The organism is Aquabacter sp. L1I39 (genome assembly GCF_017742835.1).
Taxonomy (GTDB): Bacteria; Pseudomonadota; Alphaproteobacteria; order Rhizobiales; family Xanthobacteraceae; genus L1I39.
The window spans coordinates 3963242-3984822 of the sequence record NZ_CP072392.1 but is presented as its reverse complement, the minus strand read 5'-3'; the positions used below and the strand labels follow the sequence as shown (position 1 = coordinate 3984822).

Sequence of the window (21581 nt, the reverse complement as noted above, 5' to 3'; positions counted from 1 at the left end):
GCAGGACCATCATGACCAGCATTCCGGCACAGGCGGACGGCGCGCTCCTGGAGCGTGCACCCGCTGCCACAACACCCGCGGGGGCGGGGTGGAGCTCCAGCCTCGGCTCTGGCCCGCAGAGCGCCACCCGGCATTTCGATTTTTCCATCCTGCCGGCGGAGGCGCGCTATCGCTTGCTCGCCTCCACCATCATGCCCCGCCCCGTCGCCTGGGTGGTCACCTGCAGCGCGGATGGCGTGGTGAATGCCGCGCCCTATTCCTTCTTCAACCTGTTCGGCGCCGACCGGCCGGTGGTGGCGCTGGGCATCCTGGCCCGTCCGGGGCAGCCCAAGGACACGGCGGCCAACATTTCCGCGACCGGGGAATTCGTCATCAACCTCGTGCCTTTCGCCCTGGTGGAGGCCATGAATGCCACCTGCGTGGAAGCCCCGCCGGAGGTGGACGAGACGGTTCTGGCCGGCCTTGCCACGGTGCCGAGCCTTGCCATCCGCCCACCGCGCATCGCCGCCTCGCCCGTCGCCCTGGAATGTCGGCTGCTGCACCTGCTGGAGACGGGCCCCGGGCAATGGCTGGCGGTGGGCGAGGTGCTGCATGCCCACTATGCCCAATCCGTCCTCACCGGCGATCCCGAGCGACCCCGCGTGGATGTCGGCGCCCTCGATCTGGTGGGCCGCATGCACGGCCCGTCCACCTATGCCCGCACGCGGGATCTGTTCGACTTGCCGCGCCCGCTCTGGCCCCTTCCAGGCGGCGAAAGCCAAGCACAAACCAAGGGATGAAAACCATGTCCAAGGTCAAGGTCGCCGCGGTCCAGGCCGCAACCATTCCCTTTGACGGCCCCGCCGCCACCGCGCGGACAGTGGCGCTCATCGCAGAGGCCGCGGCCACCGGCGCCAAGATCGCCGTGTTCCCGGAAGCCTTCATCGGCGGCTATCCCAAGGGCCTCGACTTCGGGTGCAGCATCGGCCGCCGCACGGGGGAGGGGCGGGCGGACTTTGCCCGCTATGTGCGCGGAGCCATTGCCGTGCCCGGGCCCGAGGTGGACCAGTTGGTGGCGGCCTGCGCGGCCCAAGACATCCATGCGGTGGTGGGCGTGATGGAGCGGGATGGCGGCACGCTGTATTGCACGGCGCTCTATCTCGGCCCGGAGGGCCTGATGGGCAAGCATCGCAAGGTGATGCCCACGGGCTCAGAACGCCTGGTCTGGGGCTTCGGCGACGGCTCGACCCTCACCGTGGTGGACACCCCCTATGGCCGCATGGGCGGCGCCATCTGCTGGGAGCACTACATGCCCCTGATGCGGGCGGCCTATTATGCCAAGGGCGTCCAGATCTGGGCCGCGCCCACGGCGGATGACCGCGAGAGCTGGATTTCCACCATGCGCCATGTGGCCATGGAAGGCCGCTGCTTCGTCATTGGTGCCTGCCAGGTGATGCGGCGCTCCGACTTCCCGGACGACTATGCCAGCCGCATCGAGGCCGCACCGGACGAGTGGATGATGCACGGACGTTCCGTGATCGTCGGCCCGCTGGGCGAAATCCTGGCGGGGCCGTTGGTCGACGAGGAGGGCATCCTCACCGCCGAGATCGACCTTGACCATATCCTGGGCGCCAAGCTCGACTTTGATCCCGTCGGCCATTATGCCCGGCCGGACCTCTTCAGCCTGCACGTCGACGAGACGCCGCAACGCCCCGTGATCGCACACGCAGGGGCGAAGTCGGCGGCCTGAAAACCGCCATGGCCGCCTTCAGCGCAGGATCAGACGGAGGGTATAGGCCACCAGCGTCAGGGCAAGGACGCTCGACAGCCAGAGCCCAGCAAACCAGCCGATGCGGCGCAGCCATCGCCGCATCGAGCCGACCTCCTTAAGGGTGGTGCGCATGGTATCCCTCGCCTTCGCGCACCTTCCCCCGGAACACCCAGTAGGAATAGGCGGTGTAAGCCAGGATGGTCGGGACCAGGACCGCTGCACCCACCAGAAGGAAAGCAAGGCTCGCCGGCGGGGCCGCCGCATCCCAGATCGTCAGCGTCGGCGGCAGAATGTTCGGATAGAAGGAAATGCCGAGCCCAATGAAAGAGAGGATGAACAGCGCCAGTGCCCCGAGGAAGGGCTGAGGCCCAGACGTCTCCCGCATCAGAGCGCGGGACAGGATCAGTGCGGCCCCCATCACCAGCAGGGGAATGGGCGCCACGTAAAAAATCTCGGGAAACTGCAGCCAGCGGGAATAGAAGCTGGGCTGCAGAAACGGCATCCAGGCGGAGACCACGCCTATTCCGGCCAGTGTGGCGACGGCGAGGGGGCGGGCAAAGCGGACGGCCACGGCCTTCAGCGCACCTTCGGTCTTCATGATCAGCCAAGTGGCGCCGAGCAGACCATAGCCCGTCAGCAGCGCGGCACCCACCAGGAGCGAGAACGGCGTCAGCCAGTCATACCAGCCGCCAGCATATTGGCGGTCCGCAATGCGGATGCCCTGAACGATGGTGCCAAGGGCCAGGCCCTGGCAGAAGGTGGCGACCACCGAGCCGATAAAAAAAGACGCGTCCCACACCCGGCGCCAACGGGTGGTCCGCCAACGGAACTCGAAAGCCACCCCGCGAAAGATAAGCGCCAGCAGCATAGCGATGATCGGCGCATATAGAGCCGGCATCGCCACGGCAAAGGCGAGGGGAAAGACCGCGAACAGACCACCGCCCCCCAGTACCAGCCAGGTCTCGTTGCCGTCCCAGAAGGGGGCGATGGTGTTCATGGCCGTATCACGGTGTGCGGCGCGGGGGAGGAAGGGAAAGAGTATCCCGATACCTAGGTCGAAACCGTCCAGCACCACATAGGCGAGGACAGCGAACGCCAGGATGAAGGCCCACAACAATGCCAGATCCATTCTTGCCTCCTCACCGCGTGTCCGGCCGCGCGCCCGCGTCCGATTGAAGCTGCGGCGCCGGTGTGAAGCCCGTCGTGCGGATCGGCTCGGCAGGATCTGGACCAGCCTCGCCAGCGTTCGGCGCCCGTGCCATGGCGCGAAGGATGTAGAAGGTGCCCGCACCGAAGACGACGAAATAGACTACGATGAAGGCAAGCAAAGACACGGCAATGGCTTCCGCTGCGACAGGGGAATGGCTTTCCGACGTGCGCAGCAGCCCATAGACCGTGTAAGGTTGGCGCCCCACCTCGGTGGTCACCCAGCCGCAGATGACGGCCACGAAGCCGCTCGGACCCATGACCACCGAGGCCCGCTGGAGCCAGCGCGCTTCATAGATGGAGCCGCGCAACCGGCGGACCAGCGACCACAGGCCGATGCCGAGCATGGCAAAGCCGAGGCCGACCATGATGCGAAAGCTGAAGAAGACGATCCCGACGTTCGGCCAATCGGCCTTGGGGTACTGATCGAGGCCGGCGACCTCGCCATTGAGGGAATGGGTGAGGATGAGTGAGCCGGCATTCGGGATCTCGATGGCCGCGCGCATACGCCCCTCCTCCATGTCGGGAAGGCCAAAGAGCGTCAGCGGCATGCCGGTATCTCGGTTCGTCTCGAAATGTCCCTCGATAGCGGCTAGCTTCATGGGCTGGTGTTCGAGCGTGTTAAGCCCGTGCGCATCGCCCGCGAAGATCTGTAGGGGCGAGACGACAGCCGCCATCCATAGCGCCATGGAGAACATCACCCGTGCGCCGGCATTGGACCTGTCGCGGAGCAAGTGAAAGGCCCCGACGGCTCCGACCACGAATGCCGTGGTGAGATAGGCCGCGAGCACCGTATGCACAAGCCGATAGGGGAAAGAAGGATTGAAAACGATGTTCCACCAGTCGCGCGGCACGAACTGCCCGTTGGCGGCGATGTCGTAGCCCGTCGGCGTCTGCATCCAGGAGTTCACGGACAAAATCCAGAACGCCGAGCCGAGCGTGCCGAGCATCACCATCACGGTCGCGAAGAAATGCAGCCCCTTGCCCACTCGGTTGAGCCCGAACAGCATCACCCCCAGAAACCCCGCCTCAAGGAAGAAAGCGGACAGCACCTCATAGGCCATAAGAGGACCAAGCACCGGTCCGGTTCGGTCCGCATAGACCGACCAATTGGTGCCGATCTGGTAGCTCATCACGATGCCGGACACGACCCCCATGGCAAACGACAGGGCGAAGATCTTCAGCCAGTACTGATACACGCTGAGAAAGACTTGCCGCCCGGTCGCCAGCCACAGGCCGTTGAGGACCGCCAGATAGGACGCCAGTCCAATGGTGAAGGCCGGAAAAATAAAGTGAAACGAGACCGTGAAGGCAAACTGGAAGCGCGCCAGCAGAACGGGGTCCAGGGCAGGGCTCATGATCTGACCTTCCTGACCGAGATGGCTTACGAGCAGCACGTAACGCAGGGGGCGCCACGACAATGAGCCAGACGCCGATGAAAAGCCCCCGGCAGGACCTAACGGCTCCCGACAGTGCAGCACACCTCGGCCTCCGCCGGACGCAAAAGGGAAGATGCCCAGTCCGGAATTGTTCCTGAAAAAGAAAAATTTCGTCTTTTCGTCAGAAGGCAAAGCACACGTTTTGATCGGATGCGGACGCTTACACCACTATTCGCGCCACATCCAATTCAAGCGCCAGCTCTACATTGAATTGCAGACAGTCATTGAACCAAATTGGAACCCTGCCGTTCAGGGCATGAGACGAAACGCGGTTCCCTTGTCGCTCCGCGCGTCCTCAAATCAAGATCTAGACTGCAGGAGGCCCTCTTGGCTGACGATACCATCCACCAAATCTTTGCCGTCGGGCTGCGCAATGCTCATGCGCTGGAAAATGAAGCACTGTCCATCATGAACCGCCAGTTGGACCGGCTCGAAAGCTATCCCGACCTCGCTGCGCGGCTGCGCAGGCACGTCTCAGAGACGCAGGCACAGGCAAAGCGCCTTGAGGACATACTGGCGGATTTGGGAGAGAGCCAGTCCTCGCTCAAGGACACCGCGGCCTCCTTCATGGGCAACATGGCAGCCTTGGGACACACGATGGCAGACGACGAAATCCTGAAGAACAGCTTCGCCGACTACGCCTTCGAGAATTATGAGATTGCCTCCTACCGCTCGCTGATCACCATTGCCGAGACTGGCGGATTCTCGGCGGCCATTCCCATGCTCCAGAAGAGTCTGGCGGAGGAGGAGGAAATGGCGGCTTGGCTGGAAAATCATCTGCCGGCCGTAACCCAGCAATACCTGGCGCTGGAATCCGCAGGTCTCAAGGCCAACCGATGAATCCCGCGGCCCCGAGACATCGCTCACCTGGGGCCGCCAGGACACATATCCGAAGGGGCACCTCAGGCTAAAGAAAGCCTGAGGTCGTCGCGTATGTGTCTTCGCTTTTCTACGCACGCTGGCGCCGCCGCACCGGTGCTCGTTACCTCGGATCGACGCCACTGTCCTGGGGCCCTTAGACAGATGAGGCTGAAGCCATCTTCCACCGGGGGGGCAAAAGGCCGGCGGGTCTGCCGCCGGCAGACCATATGGGTTGCGGCGAGAACCAGCAGCGGTACGAGATTAGCGGTCCCAAAGCACGCGTCAGGGATACTTGCCCGGAATGGTAAGCAGATGACGCACCTTCGGGCCGCCCTCGGAACGGTCGAACGCACGCGCGGCCTGCTGGACGTCCGCATCCGCATGGGATACGCGGCGGTGCTGGCGCAGGTGCTCGGCCCAGGAGTCCACCAGGAACCACTCCACCAGGACGTCAGGATCGGCCGCGTCCTCCGTCAAGCCCCAGGCATAGGCGCCATCCCGACGGCGGGCGGTTGAAAGGTGGTTCAGGGCGTGCAGGAACGCCGTTCGGTCCTCCTGCTGGATCCGATATTCGATCAGAATGAGAACCGGCCCCCGGTCGTTCGCAACCGGCTCGGCGAGCGCGGGCTCTGGCCAATGCAGGGACGGGGTGAGGTCCGCTTCCCCCTTTGGCAGGGCGACCCGGTGCAGGATAAAGCCGACGATCACAAGTCCAGCCGCGGCAATGCCAAGCGCCGGTTGAATGCCAGTGACCTGCGCAACGAGGCCCCAGCCCAGGCTCCCGCCAGCCATGGCACCATTGAATACAGTGAGATAGACGGCAAGCGCACGTCCGCGCACCCAATTGGGCAAGATCGCTTGAGCCGTCGCGTTCAGGGTCGTCAGCGCTACGATCCACGCGCCGCCCATGACCAGAAGAATCGGCACCGCCAGCCATTTCGGAGGAGCCAAAGCGAGGCTCGCGCCCGCGGCAGCCGTAAGGACGGACGCGGCGAGCACCAGGCCGTCCGCACTCAGCCGATCCCGAAGCCCTGGCAAGAGCAGCGCGCCGCCGATGGCGCCTGCCCCCACCGAGCCGAGCAGAAGCCCGTAATAGGCCGCGTCGCCTTTGAGCAGCTCGCGGGCGACCAGGGGCAGCAACGCCCATACCGCACTGGCAAAGGCAAAGAAGAAGAAGGCCCGGAGCAGAACCACATGCAGCTCTCGGCTGGATCGCGCATAGCGCAACCCGGCGCGGAAGGCGCCTGAAAAGCGCTCATCCAGCGCATCCTCGGCGGTGGCCGGGCGCCGCCACCAACACAAGGCGAGGATGACGATGATGTAGCTGGCCACGTCGACGCCATAGGTGGCCGCGGCCCCGAACACCGCCAACAGCACGCCGCCAGCCGCGGGCCCGACGGCGCGGGCGATGTTGATGCCCAGAGAGTTGAGCGCCACCGCGCTTTTGAGCTCCCCCCGGGGCACCAGTTCCGGCACGATGGATTGCCAGCTCGGCGCCGTGAGCGCCGCACCCACACCGCCCAGAAAGGTGAGGGCGATAAGCGAGGAGATCGTCATCAGGCCGGCATAGGACAGCACAAGAAGCGTGGCGCTGACGCAGGCGAGACCAAGCTGGATCACGATCAGCAGCCGCCGGCGGTCAAGAATGTCCGACAACACGCCGGCCGGCATGGCCAGGATGAAGACCGGCAGCAGCGCCGCCGCCTGCACGGTGGCGACGGCTGCGGGCGAGGCGGACATATCGGTGACGAGCCATGCGCTCGCCACGTCACGCATGAAACTGCCCACGTTTCCGAGCACCGTGGCGATCCAGAGGACCGCAAACACCCGCCGGCGTAGCGGCGCGAAGGCACCGCCGGGCGCGACCTCGGTCCGGTTTGTCATCCCGCTCCTCCTCCTGACCCGTGCTTCACTCCGAGGTCAGACCGCCCAGCAGGCGCAGCCGAGCGAACCGAAAAAGCCGCGTATATCAGCCGCCGGTACGGCAGAACCCCAGGCTCCGGCATGGCCGTGGCCGTGGATCCCGCAGGACTTTGCGCAACCGCAGGCGCCAGCGAAGCGATAGGCGCTCTCACGCTTTTCCGGCCGCGTCTGATAGCCACCGAAGGTGCGCACGGGCGACCAATCAGGCATGGCCGGCGGAAGGGGCGGCGCAAGCGGAGCAAAATCCCCTTCGCCATGAACCGGCACGCCACCAAGCAGGGTGAGAACCGAGGTGATGTCCTGGATGCAGTCTTCCGCGACGCTGAAATAATCGTCGGAGAGCACCACGAGGTCAGCCAGTTGCCCAGCCTTTACCTGCCCCTTCTTTCCCGGTTCGCTGGAGAACCAGGTGTTGGCCTCCGTCCACAGGCGAAGGGCGGCCTCACGGTCGAGGCGATTGGCTGGCGGGTAAAGGGCAAGTCCCCCCATGGTCCGTCCCGTAACCAGCCATGACAGCGAAATCCAGGGATTGTAGGAGGCAACCCGTGTGGCGTCGGTTCCAGCCCCCACCGGGATGCCCGCATCCAGCATGCGCCGGATCGGCGGTGTGCGCTCTGCGGCGCGCGCGCCATACCGCTCGACGAAATACTCGCCCTGGAAGGCCATGCGGTGCTGCACCGCGATCCCGCCACCGAGAGCGGCGATGCGGTCAATGTTGCGGTCGGTGATGGTTTCTGCGTGATCAAAGAACCAATTGAGGCCCGAAAGCGGGACATCCCGGTTTACGGCCTCGAACACGTCCAGGGCGCGCGAGATGGTCTCGTCATAGGTGGCGTGCAGGCGGAAGGGCCAGCGGTTCTCCGCCAGGAGCCGCACCACTGGTTCAAGGTCGCCTTCCATGGAGGTCGGCAGATCCGGCCGCTCCACCTGGAAGTCCTCGAAATCGGCCGCCGAATAGACCAGCATTTCGCCTGCTCCATTGTGGCGATAGACGTCATCGCCCTGACCCGGCTTCACCGTCTTGGACCAGCCGGAAAAGTCCGCCAGTTCCGCGTTCGGCTTCTGGGTAAACAGGTTATAGGCGATGCGCACAGTCAGCAGACCTTCCCGGTGCAGGTCCTCAATGATGGCATAGTCCTCAGGATAGTTCTGGAACCCGCCGCCGGCATCAATGACCGATGTCACGCCGAGGCGGTTCACTTCACGCATGAAGTGTCGCGTGGAATTCTTCTGGTAGTCGGGCGGCAGCTTCGGCCCGCGCGCCAGGGTCGCATAAAGGACCGTCGCATTGGGCTTGGCGAGAAGCAGACCCGTGGGGTTTCCAGCAGCATCGCGCACGATCTCGCCGCCGGGCGGATTCGGCGTGTCCTTGGTGTAGCCGACCACCCGCAACGCCGCCGCGTTCAGGAGCGCCCGATCATAAAGATGCAGAATGAAAACCGGCGTATCGGGGGCGACGGCGTTTAGCTCCTCAATGGTCGGAAGCCGTCTTTCGACAAACTGCTGCTCGGTGAAACCACCCACCACGCGCACCCATTGAGGCGCCGGGGTGACCGCCACCTGGCGCTTCAGCATCTCCATGGCATCGGCCAGGGAGCGGACGCCGTCCCAGCGCAATTCCATATTGTAGTTCAGGCCACCGCGAATGATGTGCATATGACTGTCGATGAGGCCTGGAATGACACGCCGACCGCCCACATCGATCACCTTTGTCTTGGCGCCCGCAAAGCGCATTGCATCCGGCGCCGTGCCGGCGAAGCGGATGCGGCCGCCGGAGACAACCAAGGCATCCGCTTGCGGATTGGTACGATCCAGGGTGGTGATCTTCCCATTGATGAGAATAAGGTCGGCCGTGTCGCTCATGGTCCATCCTTCCCAGGACAGCTTGTTCAGTAATCAGGAGGCCGGAGGCTCAGCGTCGTTCGGCGCCGTGGCACCTGCGCGATCGGCGCGACCAGGCAATTGGCCGAGCACATGACAGGAGCAATCGGCTAGCCCGATGGACGTTCTCAGACCTTCGCCATTCAAGAGGTGGCGTGCGGCGCGGCCTGGCCCTCTCCTGGACTCAGTGCCCCTCGGAGGCGCCGAACATGGTCTTCGCATAGATGATGCCGAGGCCATAGGCGCCACCAAAGGTCTTCGCGATGCCTGTGGTCAAGTCATACGTCTCGCCTCGCGCCCAATCACGCTGAAGCTCCAGGAGATATTGAAGCGAGGTCATTGGGCGGACGCCCGCCTGTACCATGCGGTCCATGGCGCGGTCGTGCGCCTCGCTGGAAACATCACCGCAGGCATCGGCGATGACATAGACCTCAAACCCTTGATCCAATGCGGAAAGGGCTGGTCCCACAATGCAAACGCTGGTCCACAGCCCGCAGAGCACGATGCGGCCGCGGCCGATCCGATTGACCTCGGCAATGACGGGAGCGTCCTCCCACGTATTCATCGAAGTGCGGTCCAGCATGGGCTGGCCGGGAAAGGCCTCGCCGATTTCCGAGAACATGGGGCCGGAAAAGCTCTTCTCGGCCACAGTGGTCAGTATGGTCGGCACCTTGAAGCCGGCAGCGGCGCGGGCGACGAGGGCGGCATTATTGCGCAGGTTCACCGCATCGATGGACTTGGTCGCGAATGACATCTGCGACTGGAAGTCGATCATGACCAAGAGGTGATTGTCTGGCGCGATCAAGGCCTTGCCAGGAGTGGCGGTGGCAGTCGGCATGGGGGTCCCTCGGGTGGTGAATGACCCGGGGACCCTACCTTTCGTACCCGCGGCGGTCTTGTCGCATTGCACGGCGGCTTGACCATTTGTGCGGCCATATGCACCCCGCCGAACGCTGGCGGTAAACATATGGCCTGAGCGGGATTAATCCCACGCGGACTCGTAAAGCGCGATGGTCTCCTCCAGGGTTGGCACCCTGGGATTGTTGCCCGGCGTCCCCGAGGCGAGCGCCTGCCGGGCCATTTCCGGGATCAGCTGGCGGTAGCGGGTTTCATCGATGCCGTAGGCTCTTGGCGTCGGAACCTCAAGGCGGCTGTTAAGCCCGCGAAAGCCCGCTACCAGAAGGCGGCAAGCCTCACCATCGTCCGTGCCGACCGCCGCCCAGCCTAAGGCGCGGGCGGCCGAGGCATAGGCGTCGGGCGCGGCGGAAAGGGAAAACTCCGTCACCAGCGGCAGCAGCATGGCGTTCGACAGCCCGTGGGGCACATGGAAGAAGGCGCCGATGGGCCGGCTCAGCCCATGGATGAGGGCGGTGGAGGTGTTGGACACCGCGAGGCCCGCGTGAGTTGCCCCTAACATCATGGCCTCACGCGCGTTTCTGTCGTCGGGCGTGGTGGCGGCCCGCTCCAGATGGGCGCCGATCAGCTGCAGCGCTGAAAGGGCGAGGGCGTCCGCATGGGGGTTGCGATTGCGGTTGATGAGGGCTTCCAGGGCGTGGGTGAGGGCATCGAGGCCCGTATCCACGGTGACCCGGAAGGGGCAGGTGAGGGTCAGTTCATAGTCGACAATGGCAGCAGCCGGCAGGGCAGACGTGCCTAGAATCAACATCTTCTCGTGGCGCTCCGTGTCGGTGATGACACAGGCGCGGGTCACTTCGCTGCCCGTCCCGGCGGTGGTGGGGATGGCCACAAGGGGCAGGGTGGGCAGATCGACGATGCGGGGGACCTTCAGGCCGCGGATGTCCTCGCCCGTGCTTGCGACGATGGCGGCCCCCTTGGCGGTGTCGATGGCGCTGCCGCCGCCGAAGCCGATGACGCCGTCACACCCCTGAGATTTCAAGAGGTTGACAGCATCGAGCACGCTCACGTCGGTGGGGTCCTCCACCACCTCGGAGAACACCACAGGGGCGGTACCTGCCGCCTCCAGGGCGGTGATGGCGCCGTCGGCGAGGCCGAGGCGCAGGATGGTGGGGTCGACCACCAGGAGCGGTTTGCGCACGCCGAGGCGGGCGAGAAGTTCTGGCAGGAGCTTCAGGCTTCCGCCGCCGATCAAGAGTTCGCGGGGGGTGAGGATGCGGTTGATCATGGCTCGGCTCCCGGCGCTCAGCGCATGACGAAGGGATCGGGGATAGGGGCGTCGGAGGTGTTGATCCACACCGTCTTGGTGCGGGTGTAGTCGCGGATGGAGTCCGCCCCCGCCTCCCGGCCCAATCCGGACAGGCCATAGCCGCCGAAGGGGGCCATGGGGGAGACTGCGCGATAGGTGTTCACCCAGACAATTCCTGCTCGAATGGAAGCACTTAGGCGATGGGCGCGGGCCAGATTTGTGGTGAAGACGCCGCTTGCGAGGCCAAAGGGGGTGTCATTGGCCTTGGCCAGGGCCTCCTCCTCGGTGTCGAAGGTGGTGGCGCTCAGGACCGGGCCGAAGAATTCGGAGCGGAAACACGGGATCTGCGTGTCCTCCGCCCTGAGGATGGTGGGAGCAACATAGAACCCGCGCGAGAAACTATTCGCTCTGCCACCTCCGGTGACGAGTTCCGCCCCCGCTGAGAGGCTGGCGGCGATGGTGGATTCCAGATGGGCCACCTGGCGGGCGGTGGCGAGAGGGCCCATTTCGGTGGCGGCGTCCTGCGGGTCGCCGATCCGGATGGCTTTTGCCTTTTCAGCCAAGAGCTTGAGGAAGGGTTCGGCGATCTTGCGTTCCACCAGCAGGCGCGATCCTGCGGTGCAGCTCTGGCCGGAGGCGGCGAAGATGCCGGCCACCACGGCGTTGGCCGCGCTCTCGAAATGGGCGTCCGAGAAGACCAGAACAGGCGACTTTCCACCCAATTCTAGGCTTGTGTAGGCCAGATTTTCCGCGCTGTTCCTCACGATCTGCCGGGCGGTCTCCGGTCCCCCGGTAAACGCGATCCGGGCGACCAGAGGGTGGGTGGTCAGCGCCGCCCCGCAATCGGCTCCGAAGCCGGTCAGGATGTTCACCACCCCTGGCGGGAAGCCGGCCTCTTCCACCAGCCGGGCGAAGGCCAGGAGCGGGGCAGGGCCGTCCTCGGAGGCTTTGAGCACCACCGCGCAGCCGGCGGCGAGCGCGGGTCCCAGCTTCACGGCGGACAGGAAGAGCTGGGAGTTCCAGGGCACGATGGCGGCGACCACCCCGATGGGCTCGGGGCGCAAGGTCACGTCCATGTCCGGCTTGTCGATGGGCAGGACCATGCCGTGATGCTTGTCGGCGAGGCCGCCGAAATAGCGATAGTAGGAGCCCACATAGCCGATCTGGGCGCGGGTCTCGCGGATGATCTTGCCGGTGTCGCGGGTTTCCAGCTCCGCCAGCTCGGCGGCATGGGCGGTGACCAGGTCGCCGAGGCGATAGAGCAGGCGGCCGCGCTCGGTGGCGGTCATGCGGGCCCAGGGGCCGTCCCGCATGGCGCGGTGGGCGGCGCGGACCGCCCGGTCCACATCCTCGGCGCCGGCGCGGGGCATGCGGGCCCAGACCTCCTCGCGGGAGGGGTCGATGCTTTCGAACGTGGCAGCCGGGGTCTCGAAGGCGCCGTCAATATAATGGGCGAAGGTCGTGATCTCGGTCATGGGCCGACCTCGGCGGGCAGGGGGTGGACAGCGTCGGCGGGTGCCTCGTCCAGGAAGGCGATGAGCCGGCTATTGATCTCGTCGGGATGGGTGAGCGCCATCATGTGCCGTACGCCCGGCACGATCTCGGCGCGGGCGCCGGACGCGATCCGCGCCATCTCGCGGGACATGGCGGGCGAGGAATTGGCATCGAACTCGCCGGTGATGAACAGCGCCGGCACCTTCAGCCCCGGCAAGGCCGGGGCCAGCGCCTCGTCGGAGGTGGCGAACAACCAATAGGTGCGGCGATAGCCTTCCACATTCACCGTGCGCAGGGCGGCGGAGGAAAGCGCGGCGGCCACTTCCAGGTTCGTCGGCACGGGATCGCCGAACCATCGGGCCAGGGTCGGGGCGATGGAGGCGGAAAAGCCCTTTTCCTCCAGCTCCACGGCGCGCGCCTGCACGGCCTGCTTCAGCTCGGGCGAGCGGCGGAAGACGGCATTCATGGCGATGAGCCGGCTCACCCGCTCGGGGTTGCGCAGGGCCGTGTGGGTGGCCACCAGCGCCCCCATGGAATGGCCCACCAGCGCCGCCACCGGAATGCCCAGCGCATCGAGCAGCCCGATCACCGCATCGGCATAATCGTCCAGGGTCGGCGGATCGGGCGGCAGGAGGGAGCCGCCATGTCCGGGCATGTCGAGGGCGATCACGTCATGGGCGGCGGCAAGCGCCGCCATCTGAGGCTGCCAGATGGCGGCATTCATGCCCACCCCATGGATGAGCACCACCACCGGGCCGGCGCCCTGGCGCAGATAGGTGATGTCCCCGGACACGCCGCCGCCGCGCAGATGCACCCGGGCCGCGCCTTGGGCGAGGGAAGGCCGCTCAGCCATGGAGGTCCTTCAGGCTTCCGAGGTCCTTGTAGCGGTCGCCGATGCGGTGATGGGGCCGCCCGCCGATGGAGGCGCCCAGCGCCACCACCAGTTCGTCGGGGGCGGGGGCATCGGGAATGGAGAAGTGGACGGTGAGGTAATGGGAGCGCCGGCCCTCGTCATGCTTGTCCATGAGCGGGATCATGATGGGCGTGTCAGGCCCGCCGCGCACATTGGTGAAGGCGAGATAGGTCTTGGCCCCCACGGCGCGGCGGTAATGATTGCCGAAATGCAGGGTGTGGATGAGGGCGGAGGCATGCTCCACCTCCCCGGCGGTGCCACACAAAGCCGCCTTGCCATAGCCTTCCACCACCTCACCGGAGCCGGCGCGGCGCAGGATTTCCTCGGTCAGCAGCGCACCGAGGACGGGGGCGATGGCCATGATTTCCGGCTGGAGATCCTCCACGAAGCCCCGGCCCGCCCAGGGATTGGCCAGCACCGCCGCCGCGCCGAACAGATGCAGCGGGCGAGGCGCTTCCTTGCCGCCCTCGATGAGGACCTTCTCGTCGTAATTGACCACCTTGCGAAGCTTGAGCATGGGACGCTTTCCGTAACGATATTATGGCATGCCAAAGTGCGGGGCCTGATGCGGCCCGCGGGGCGTCGCACCCGGCGTGGCGCCGGATGCGGGTCTGTCAGTGCGACAGGATCTTGGAGAGGAAGAGCTTGGCCCGGTCGCTGGCGGGATCGGCGAAAAAGCGTTCCTTGGCCGTGTCCTCGACGATCTCGCCCCGGTCCATGAACACCACCCGGTCGGCGACCTTGCGGGCGAAGCCCATTTCGTGGGTCACCACCATCATGGTCATGCCCTCCTGGGCGAGCGAGACCATCACATCCAGCACCTCGGTGATCATTTCCGGGTCGAGGGCGGAGGTGGGTTCGTCGAACAGCATGGCAATGGGGTCCATGGCCAAGGCGCGGGCGATGGCGATGCGCTGCTGCTGGCCGCCGGAAAGCTGGAGGGGATATTTCCCTGCATGGCTCGCCATGCCCACGCGCTCCAGCAGGGCCTTGGCCTTGCGATCGGCCTCGGCCCGGTCGCGCTTGAGGACCTTCTCCTGGCCGATGCAGAGATTGTCGAGCACGTTCATATGCGGGAACAGTTCGAAATGCTGGAACACCATTCCGACGCGCGAGCGCAGCTTGGGCAGGTTGGCCTTGCCGTCGGTGACCGACTTGCCTTCCAGGCGGATCTCGCCGCCATCGACGCCTTCCAGCGCATTGACGCACTTGATGAGGGTGGACTTCCCGGAGCCGGACGGCCCGCACACCACCACCACCTCGCCGCGCGCCACCGAGAGCGAGCAGTTCTTGAGCACCTGGAAGGTGCCGTACCACTTATTGATGCCCTTGATCTCGAGCATGGGGGATGCCTCGCCAATCGCCTTGCTCATGATCTCACCGCTGCTCCGCGAGCGCTGCCGGCTCTGCCGGCCCCGCTTGGCCCGCCTGCGGGTCGAAGGCGCGGCCGAACCGGCGCTCGATCCAGCGCTGCACGAACTCCCAGGCTGTGGTCATGATGAGGTAGTAGATGGCCGCCACGACAAAGAGCTCCAGCACCAGGAAGCGTTCCTGGATCAGCACCTGGGTGCGGCGGAGCAGTTCCTCCATGGAGATGATGGAGGCGATGGAGGTGGTCTTGAGCACCCCGTTCACCGAATTGCCCAGCGGGGGAATGATAATGCGGAAGGCCTGCGGGGCCACCACGTAGCGCATCACCTGGAACGGCGTCATGCCGATGGCCCGCGCCGCATTCACCTGGCCGCGCGGCACGGCGGCGATGCCGGCGCGCACGATCTCGGAGAGATAGGCCGCCTCGTTCAGGGTCAGCCCGATGAGGGTCGACTCGATGACCGAGAACTTGATGCCGATCTGCGGCAGGCCCGTATAGATGATGATGAGCTGCACCAAGAGCGGGGTGCCCCGCATGATCCAGGTGTAGAAATAGGCCGGCCCAGACAGGATCTTATACTTCGACATGCGCATGACCGCGATGACGAAGCCCAGCATCAGGCCGAACAGGATCGAGAAGACGGTCAGCCCCAGCGTCACGAAGGCGCCCTCAATGAGGTAGCCATTGGTGAGATATTCAAAGAAGCCGTCCCAGTGCCAACCCTTCACGGAAGCCTCGCAAGCAGCAGGAGCCCGGCGGCGTCCGGCAGAGGCCGGCGCCGTGCGGATGGAGGAGGCGGAGCGGGGCGCTCCGCCGGTTCAGGCCGGATGGCCGGTCAGGAAAAAGGGCGCGGGCCCGCCCCTCAATTGGGGCCGAGCACCTTCACGCCGCCCTCGGCGCGGCCGACGCCATACTCGCCGAGCAGCTTCGGCAGGTAGCCGTCGGTCTCCATCTCCTTCATGACGCCCGCCACCGCCTCGGCCACCGCCTTGTCGCCGAAGGCCAGCGAGCCTGGGGTGGCATACATGCCGCTGAGCGCATGGGTGAACTCGCCCCGGTCCTGATACTGCTTGGCCACGGGGTCGATGGAGACGGCCGCATCCACCTGCCCCGCGCGCAGCGCCTGGTAGACGGTGGCGTAATTGTCGAACAGATTGATGGTCATGGGCTTCAGGCCACGGGCCTGGAAGTCCTTGTTCAGGTCCCGCATCTTGCGCTCGGCATAGCCGCCAATGTCGGTGCTGATGGTCTTGCCGGCCAGATCGTCCACCTTGGTGATGGGCGCGCCGCCCTTCACCGCCGTGGAGATGGAGATGGCCAGATTCTCATAGGGGATCATGTAGAGCATCTTCAGACGCTCGGGCGTCACGAACAGGCCCGCATCGATCATGTCCCAGCGCTTGCCCTGGAGGCCGGGAATCATGGCCGCATATTCGGTGCTGATGAATTCCGGCTTGAGGCACAGCCGCTTGGCGATCTCATAGCCAAGGTCGATGCGCAGGCCCTTCAGCACGCCCTTCTGGTCCGCATAGGCCATGGGCGGCAAGGTGGGGCTGGTGGCCATGACAAAGAATCCGGGCTTCACCAGGAGGGCGTCTGCGATCTTCGGCTTGCAGTCCTGCGCCTGCGCCCCCGCGCCGAGCAGCACCAGGCCGGCAAGCGCGCCGGACAGTTTCAAGGCCGCGCGCGTCAGCACGGGAGAGGCGGAACGTGCGGAAAAGAGGAAGGTCATTGTGTCGCCCGCTGGAATATTTATGGCGTGCCGTAATATGGCATGCCAAAATTGGAGCGACAACGACCCTTTTGCGCGGCGGGTGATTTTCTTGAGGTGCGATCCCGCGCGGACCGTACGGATTGAAGAATCCGCCCGCGTGCGGCAGGTGTCGGGAAACAGGATCTTGAACCCATGAACGCTGCGCTCGAACCCCTGCGGGTGGACCGCCCGGCCAAGACCCTTCGGGAGCTGACGCTGGATAAGATGCGCGAGGCCATTTACGCCCAGCGCTTCAAGCCCGGCGAGCGCCTGGTCGAGCGGGACCTGTGCGAGCAATTGGGGGTCAGCCGCACCATCGTGCGCGAGGTGCTGCGTCATCTGGAGACCGAGGGGCTGGTGGCCACCCTCCAGGCGCGCGGGCCCATCGTGGCGCGCACCACGGCGGCGGACGCTTTGCAGATCTATGAGATAAGGGGCGTGCTGGAAGGCATCGCCGCCCGCGCCTGCGCCGAGCGGCGCAATCCGGCGATGATCGCCGCGCTGGAAGCCTGCCTCGCCGGCATCCAGGCCGGCTATGCGGGGCGCGACATGCCCGGCGTGCTCGCGGCCACCACGGAATTCTACCGCACCCTCTTCCATCATGCGGAAAAGGAGATCGCCTGGGGCATCGTCTCCTCGCTGACGGTCCGCATCAACCATCTGCGGTCCATGACCATCAAGACGGACGGGCGCGACACGGACGGGCCGATCCAGATGCAGCGCATCGTGGAGGCCATCAAGGCGGGGGACGGGGAGGGCGCCAATGCCGCCGCCCTCCAGCATGTGATGAGCGCCTCCGCCATCGCCCAGCGCCTGCTGCGGGCGCAGGACGAGGCGGAGTAGGCCAAACGCAAAAAGGCCCGCGCGCGGCGGGCCTTTTCCATTTCGCGGGCCGATGGGTTCAGATCGGCTTGTGCATGAAGAACTGGGCGATGAGGGCGGCGCCGAGGAAGGTGCCCGCATTGGCCATCAGCGAGACCACCACGATCCGCCAGCCCAGGCGCCGGAACAGCGGCACGTCCTTGGCAATGGACAGGCCCGCAAAGGCGAGGATGGGTGTGGCCAGCGCCAGGAAGTTGATCTTGCCGGTGACCGCCGCAATGTCGGCCGCGAACGGATTGGCCGGATAGGTCAGCGCCATGCCGATCATCGACACCCACACCACCGCCGGCAGCTTGCGGGCGGTGGCCAGATAAAGCCCCCAACCCGCCAGCACCGCGCCGAGAATGATCGCCATACCGGCGATCACCTGGCCGTCCACGGGCGTCTTGTAGGTAATCCAGTTGCCGATGAGCCCATAGGCGCCGATCAGCACCCAGCCCGCCAGGATGGCGAGAATGCCCAGGCGCACCTCGCTGTGGGGCGCCTCCGTGGGGGCCTCGACCGTGCCCTGCGCCGGGGCCGCGCCACGGCAGCGGCCGAGGATGGGCTCCAGCTTGCCATAGGCCCAGATGGTGAAGGGCAGCGACAGGAACAGGGTGAAATAGGTGCCGATGGTGGTGGTGATGAGGTTGCTGGCCGCCGCGAAAGTGGCGACGTCCTTGGCCATTTCCGGGGTCTGCTGGGCAGCGATGGCGCCCGCCGCCGCGGCCATCATGCTGCCGGAGCCCACCCCCGCGCCCATGGCGAGCGCCAGCGGATTGAAGATGTTCAGGCTCGCCACCAGGCTCGCCAGGATGGCGATGAAGACCGCGCCGAACACGGTGCCGGTGATGTATTCCGCCAGCACGCCGCGCCCTTCCGGGCTGTCCATGCCAAAGCGCTCGCCGATGATGGCCAGGCTCGGCTCGCGGCCCACCGAGAAGGTGGCGCCGATGGCTTCCCGCTTGATGCCCAGAAGGAGCGCCACCGGCAGGCCGAACACCATGGTGCCGAAGAAGTGGCCGAATTCCTGGAACACCAGCGACCAGCCGGCGGACATGATCTTGGGGATCGACCCGCCCACCAGCAGGCCGAGCTTGGCGATGAAGATGAGAAGGGCCGGCTGGAGGAAGGCCGAGGCGAGGCGCTGCTCGGCCAGCGACACCTTCAGCACGCCCGGCAGGCGGGGCGCCGCGAGTCCGATCGTGGCACCCGCCAGCAACGCCCAGAGCAGGGGCAGCAGCACGATCTTGCTGGAGCCGAGCGGGATGGTGACATTGCCGATGCCCTCGGCGATCAGCACCGCCGCCAGGGCGAACAGGAACAGGCGCACCCGCCCGCTCAGGCCCGAAGGCGCCTCCATGTCATCCAATGCCAGTCCTGGTGGCGACACGTTTCGTGCCTCAACCGATGCTCCGCTCATGATGCTGCTCCCCTGAAGATCGAGTGTCCATGCTGGAAGGCGAAGCCCCGGTGCTCTCCGGGGCCGTTTTTGCAAGGCGTACCGGCGTCAGCCCACGTATCCGAATGCGACGCCGGGCTTTTCGGCGGTCTCCACCCACACGCTCTTGGTCTGGGTGTAGGCTATGAGCGCCTCGCGGCCGGACGAGCGGCCGAAACCCGAGCGGCCGAAGCCGCCAAAGGGAGAGGCGACGTTGATGGTCTTGTAGCCATTGACCCAGAAGGTGCCGGCGCGCACCTGCGCGGCCACCCGGTGGGCGCGGCCCACATCCTGCGTCCACACCGCGCCGGCAAGGCCATAGGGCGTCGCATTGGCGAGCGCGATGGCCTCCGCCTCGTCCGCGAAGGGCAGCACGGTGAGCACCGGGCCGAACACTTCCTCGCGGGCGATGGCCGCTTCCGGGGTGACGCCGTCGACGATGGTGGGGGCGTAGAAGAAGCCCCCCGTCGCCTTCAGCTCATCCGGGCAAGCCCCGCCCGCCGCCAGATGGCCGCCGGCCGCCACTGCCGCGTCCACCATGCCTGAGATCTTGTCCAGCTGTCGGCGGTTGTTGATGGGGCCGATCTGGGTGGCCGGATCGGTGGGAAGGCCGGTCGGGATGCGCTTGGCGGCGGCGGCGAGCCGCCCGACGAACTCGCCATGGATGGAGGCGTGCACCAGGAGGCGCGAGCCGGCGACGCAGCTCTGGCCGGCGCCGCCGAAAATGGCCGCTTGCGCGCCCAGGATAGCGCGGGAGAGGTCGGCATCGGGAAACACGATATTGGCCGACTTGCCGCCCAGCTCCAGCACCGAGGGCACGATGGCCCGCGCGGCGGCGGCGGCGATCTGCGCCCCCGCCTCGGCCGAGCCCACGAACACCACGAGGCGGGTATCCGAATGGGCGACGGCAGCGGCGCCCGTGGTGGGGCCGGCGCCGGCTAGCACATTGACGAGGCCGGCCGGAACGCCCTCGGCGCGGGCGCACAGCATGCCCAAAACCAGAGAGGTGAGGGGGGTCAGCTCGGAGGGCTTCAGCACCACCGCATTGCCGGCGCAGATGGCGGGGGCGATCTGCCAGCCGGCGGTGAAGATGGGCGCGTTCCAGGGGGTGATCTGCACCACCGTGCCGAAGGGCTCGGCGCGGGTGTAATTCAGGTGCGAGGTGGGGACGGGAATGACCTCGCCGTGGAGCTTGTCGCACCAGCCGGCATAATATTCGAACATCTCCGCCACCTTGGCCACCTCGCCGCGGGTGTCGCGGATGGGCTTGCCGGCGGAGAGCGTCTCAAGCTCTGCCAGCGCCTCGGCATTCTGGCGCACGAGGCGGGCAATCTCCCACATGGCCCGGCCGCGCGCGGCGGCGGTCATGCCCCACCAGGCGGCCTGGCCCTTGCGGGCGGCGTCCATGGCGGCGTCAACCACCGGGGCCCCGGCATCGGCGAAGCTGGCGAAGACGCGGCCATCGGCCGGGTTGGTCAGGTCGAGGGCGGCGCCGGTGCCGGCGAGCACCTCGCCCGCCACCACGGAGCCGATGCGCCCCTCGGGGAGGAACCCGGCGAGGATGGCGAGGGCGCGGCGCGCCCCTTCGGAATGGTGAACCTCAAGCATCAGGCGGCATCCTTGGCGCGATAATCGGCCATGCGGGTGAAGTCGGCGGTGTCGGGAATGGAGGTGCGGGTGGCGCCCCAGATTTCGCCCGCATGGGCACACAAGGGCAGGCTCACGCCGGTCTCGGCAGCCAGCTCAAGGGCGAGGCGCACGTCCTTGCGCATGAGGCCGGCGGAAAAGCCGCTGTCGAACGTGTTGGGCAGCACCCAGCGGGGGACCATCACTTCGCTCACGGCGCTGCGGCCGCTGGCGGTATTCACCACCGCAATGGCTTCCTGGGCGGACAGGCCGGCAGCCTCGGACAGGCGCATGGCCTCGCCCATGGCCACCAGATGGGCGGCAACCAGCATGTTGTTGACGAGCTTGGCCACATTGCCCGCGCCCGAGGGGCCCACATGGATGGCCTTGGCAGACAGAGCGGAGAGCACCGGCTCGGCCAGCGCAAAATCCTCAGCCGCGCCGCCCACCATCATGGTGAGGGTGCCCTGCGCCGCGCCGGAGGGGCCACCGCTCACGGGAGCGTCGAGGAGCGCATGGCCGGCGGCACCGAGGCGGGCCGCAAGACGGCGGGTGGTGGCGGGATCGGAGGTGGAGGTGTCGATGACCACCACCTTGCGGTCGCGGCGCTCCAGAAGGTCGCCATCGGTGGTGAGCACCTGCTCCACATCGCGGGCCAGAGGCAGCGAGCAGACGATGGCGTCGGCGGAGGAGAGGATGTCGGCAAGGGTCGTGGTGAAGCGGATGCCGGCCGCCTCGGCGGGCGCGCGGCGGGTCTCGTTGATGTCGAAGCCGGTGACCGTGAAGCCCTTGGCCGCCAGTGTGGCCGCCATGCCGAGGCCCATATTGCCGAGGCCGATGACCCCGATCTGTTCCATGCGCATTGAGAAGGTCCGTCGTTTGCCCTTTTCGACGGAT

General features: G+C 66.2%; 20 protein-coding genes. 4 read left to right on the top strand and 16 right to left on the bottom strand.

Translation table 11 applies throughout. From position 1 onward, the window contains the following. Positions 1-11: 11 nt before the first annotated feature. Both J5J86_RS18025 and J5J86_RS18020 read left to right on the top strand, forming a co-directional pair. Positions 12-779 (top strand): flavin reductase family protein, encoded by a 768-nt coding sequence (locus tag J5J86_RS18025; RefSeq protein WP_209100484.1) that lies wholly within the window; start codon positions 12-14, stop codon positions 777-779. 5 nt (positions 780-784) lie between these two features. Then, entirely contained in the window at positions 785-1729 is a 945-nt protein-coding gene (locus J5J86_RS18020; protein ID WP_209100482.1) for a carbon-nitrogen hydrolase family protein, read from the top strand. An 18-nt stretch (positions 1730-1747) separates the two neighbouring features. Here J5J86_RS18020 and J5J86_RS18015 read toward each other — a convergent pair whose 3' ends face one another. The 3 genes from J5J86_RS18015 to J5J86_RS18005 are packed head-to-tail and all read right to left on the bottom strand — an operon-like array spanning position 1748 to position 4314. After that, entirely contained in the window at positions 1748-1882 is a 135-nt protein-coding gene (locus tag J5J86_RS18015; protein ID WP_247657683.1) for a DUF2474 family protein, read from the bottom strand. Beyond that, positions 1866-2879, bottom strand: a complete 1014-nt coding sequence (cydB, locus tag J5J86_RS18010; RefSeq protein ID WP_209100480.1) for a cytochrome d ubiquinol oxidase subunit II — start codon at positions 2877-2879, stop codon at positions 1866-1868. The genes J5J86_RS18015 and cydB overlap by 17 nt, the downstream gene beginning before the upstream one ends. A gap of 10 nt (positions 2880-2889) precedes the next feature. After that, on the bottom strand, positions 2890-4314 hold the full coding sequence (locus tag J5J86_RS18005) for a cytochrome ubiquinol oxidase subunit I (RefSeq protein ID WP_209100478.1): 1425 nt from the start codon (positions 4312-4314) through the stop codon (positions 2890-2892). 408 nt (positions 4315-4722) lie between these two features. On the opposite strand from J5J86_RS18005, the gene J5J86_RS18000 reads away from it, so the two are divergent. Continuing rightward, positions 4723-5235 (top strand): ferritin-like domain-containing protein, encoded by a 513-nt coding sequence (locus J5J86_RS18000; RefSeq protein WP_209100476.1) that lies wholly within the window; start codon positions 4723-4725, stop codon positions 5233-5235. A 303-nt stretch (positions 5236-5538) separates the two neighbouring features. On the opposite strand, the gene J5J86_RS17995 is transcribed toward J5J86_RS18000, so the two are convergent. The 10 genes from J5J86_RS17995 to J5J86_RS17950 all read right to left on the bottom strand — a co-directional run bounded on the left by J5J86_RS17995 (position 5539) and on the right by J5J86_RS17950 (position 16735). Continuing rightward, positions 5539-7140, bottom strand: a complete 1602-nt coding sequence (locus J5J86_RS17995) for an MFS transporter (protein WP_209100475.1) — start codon at positions 7138-7140, stop codon at positions 5539-5541. 36 nt (positions 7141-7176) lie between these two features. Further along, positions 7177-9042 (bottom strand): amidohydrolase, encoded by a 1866-nt coding sequence (locus J5J86_RS17990; protein ID WP_209100473.1) that lies wholly within the window; start codon positions 9040-9042, stop codon positions 7177-7179. Positions 9043-9244: 202 nt separating this feature from the next. Then, positions 9245-9898, bottom strand: coding sequence for a hydrolase (locus J5J86_RS17985; RefSeq protein ID WP_209100471.1), 654 nt, complete (start codon positions 9896-9898; stop codon positions 9245-9247). Between the two features lie 144 nt (positions 9899-10042). Beyond that, positions 10043-11203, bottom strand: a complete 1161-nt coding sequence (locus tag J5J86_RS17980) for an iron-containing alcohol dehydrogenase (RefSeq protein WP_209100468.1) — start codon at positions 11201-11203, stop codon at positions 10043-10045. A gap of 17 nt (positions 11204-11220) precedes the next feature. Continuing rightward, the gene (locus J5J86_RS17975) at positions 11221-12690 is read right to left on the bottom strand and encodes an aldehyde dehydrogenase (protein WP_209105438.1); all 1470 of its coding nucleotides are present in this window, start codon (positions 12688-12690) and stop codon (positions 11221-11223) included. 5 nt (positions 12691-12695) lie between these two features. Continuing rightward, entirely contained in the window at positions 12696-13571 is an 876-nt protein-coding gene (locus J5J86_RS17970) for an alpha/beta fold hydrolase (RefSeq protein ID WP_209100466.1), read from the bottom strand. After that, positions 13564-14148, bottom strand: a complete 585-nt coding sequence (locus J5J86_RS17965) for an amino acid synthesis family protein (protein ID WP_209100464.1) — start codon at positions 14146-14148, stop codon at positions 13564-13566. Before J5J86_RS17965 ends, J5J86_RS17970 begins: the two co-directional genes overlap by 8 nt. Before the next feature lie 97 nt (positions 14149-14245). Further along, positions 14246-14974 (bottom strand): amino acid ABC transporter ATP-binding protein, encoded by a 729-nt coding sequence (locus J5J86_RS17960; RefSeq protein ID WP_209105437.1) that lies wholly within the window; start codon positions 14972-14974, stop codon positions 14246-14248. A 34-nt stretch (positions 14975-15008) separates the two neighbouring features. After that, a complete protein-coding gene (locus J5J86_RS17955; RefSeq protein WP_209100463.1) occupies positions 15009-15731 on the bottom strand; it encodes an amino acid ABC transporter permease in 723 nt (240 codons plus the stop codon). A 134-nt stretch (positions 15732-15865) separates the two neighbouring features. Continuing rightward, positions 15866-16735: a transporter substrate-binding domain-containing protein gene (locus J5J86_RS17950; RefSeq protein WP_209100461.1), complete on the bottom strand. Its 870-nt coding sequence runs from the start codon at positions 16733-16735 to the stop codon at positions 15866-15868. A 174-nt stretch (positions 16736-16909) separates the two neighbouring features. Between J5J86_RS17950 and J5J86_RS17945 the strand changes: the two genes are divergently transcribed. Continuing rightward, complete coding sequence (locus J5J86_RS17945; protein WP_209100452.1) at positions 16910-17599, top strand: GntR family transcriptional regulator; 690 nt, start codon at positions 16910-16912, stop codon at positions 17597-17599. 58 nt (positions 17600-17657) lie between these two features. Here J5J86_RS17945 and J5J86_RS17940 read toward each other — a convergent pair whose 3' ends face one another. The 3 genes from J5J86_RS17940 to J5J86_RS17930 form a co-directional block, all read right to left on the bottom strand. Continuing rightward, positions 17658-19040 carry a DUF3100 domain-containing protein gene (locus J5J86_RS17940; protein ID WP_209100450.1) on the bottom strand — a complete coding sequence of 461 codons (1383 nt, stop codon included), beginning with the start codon at positions 19038-19040 and terminating at the stop codon, positions 17658-17660. Positions 19041-19127: 87 nt separating this feature from the next. After that, complete coding sequence (locus J5J86_RS17935; RefSeq protein ID WP_209100448.1) at positions 19128-20666, bottom strand: aldehyde dehydrogenase family protein; 1539 nt, start codon at positions 20664-20666, stop codon at positions 19128-19130. Continuing rightward, positions 20666-21547 carry an NAD(P)-dependent oxidoreductase gene (locus J5J86_RS17930; RefSeq protein WP_209100446.1) on the bottom strand — a complete coding sequence of 294 codons (882 nt, stop codon included), beginning with the start codon at positions 21545-21547 and terminating at the stop codon, positions 20666-20668. The genes J5J86_RS17935 and J5J86_RS17930 overlap by 1 nt, the downstream gene beginning before the upstream one ends. Between the last annotated feature and the right edge of the window lie 34 nt (positions 21548-21581).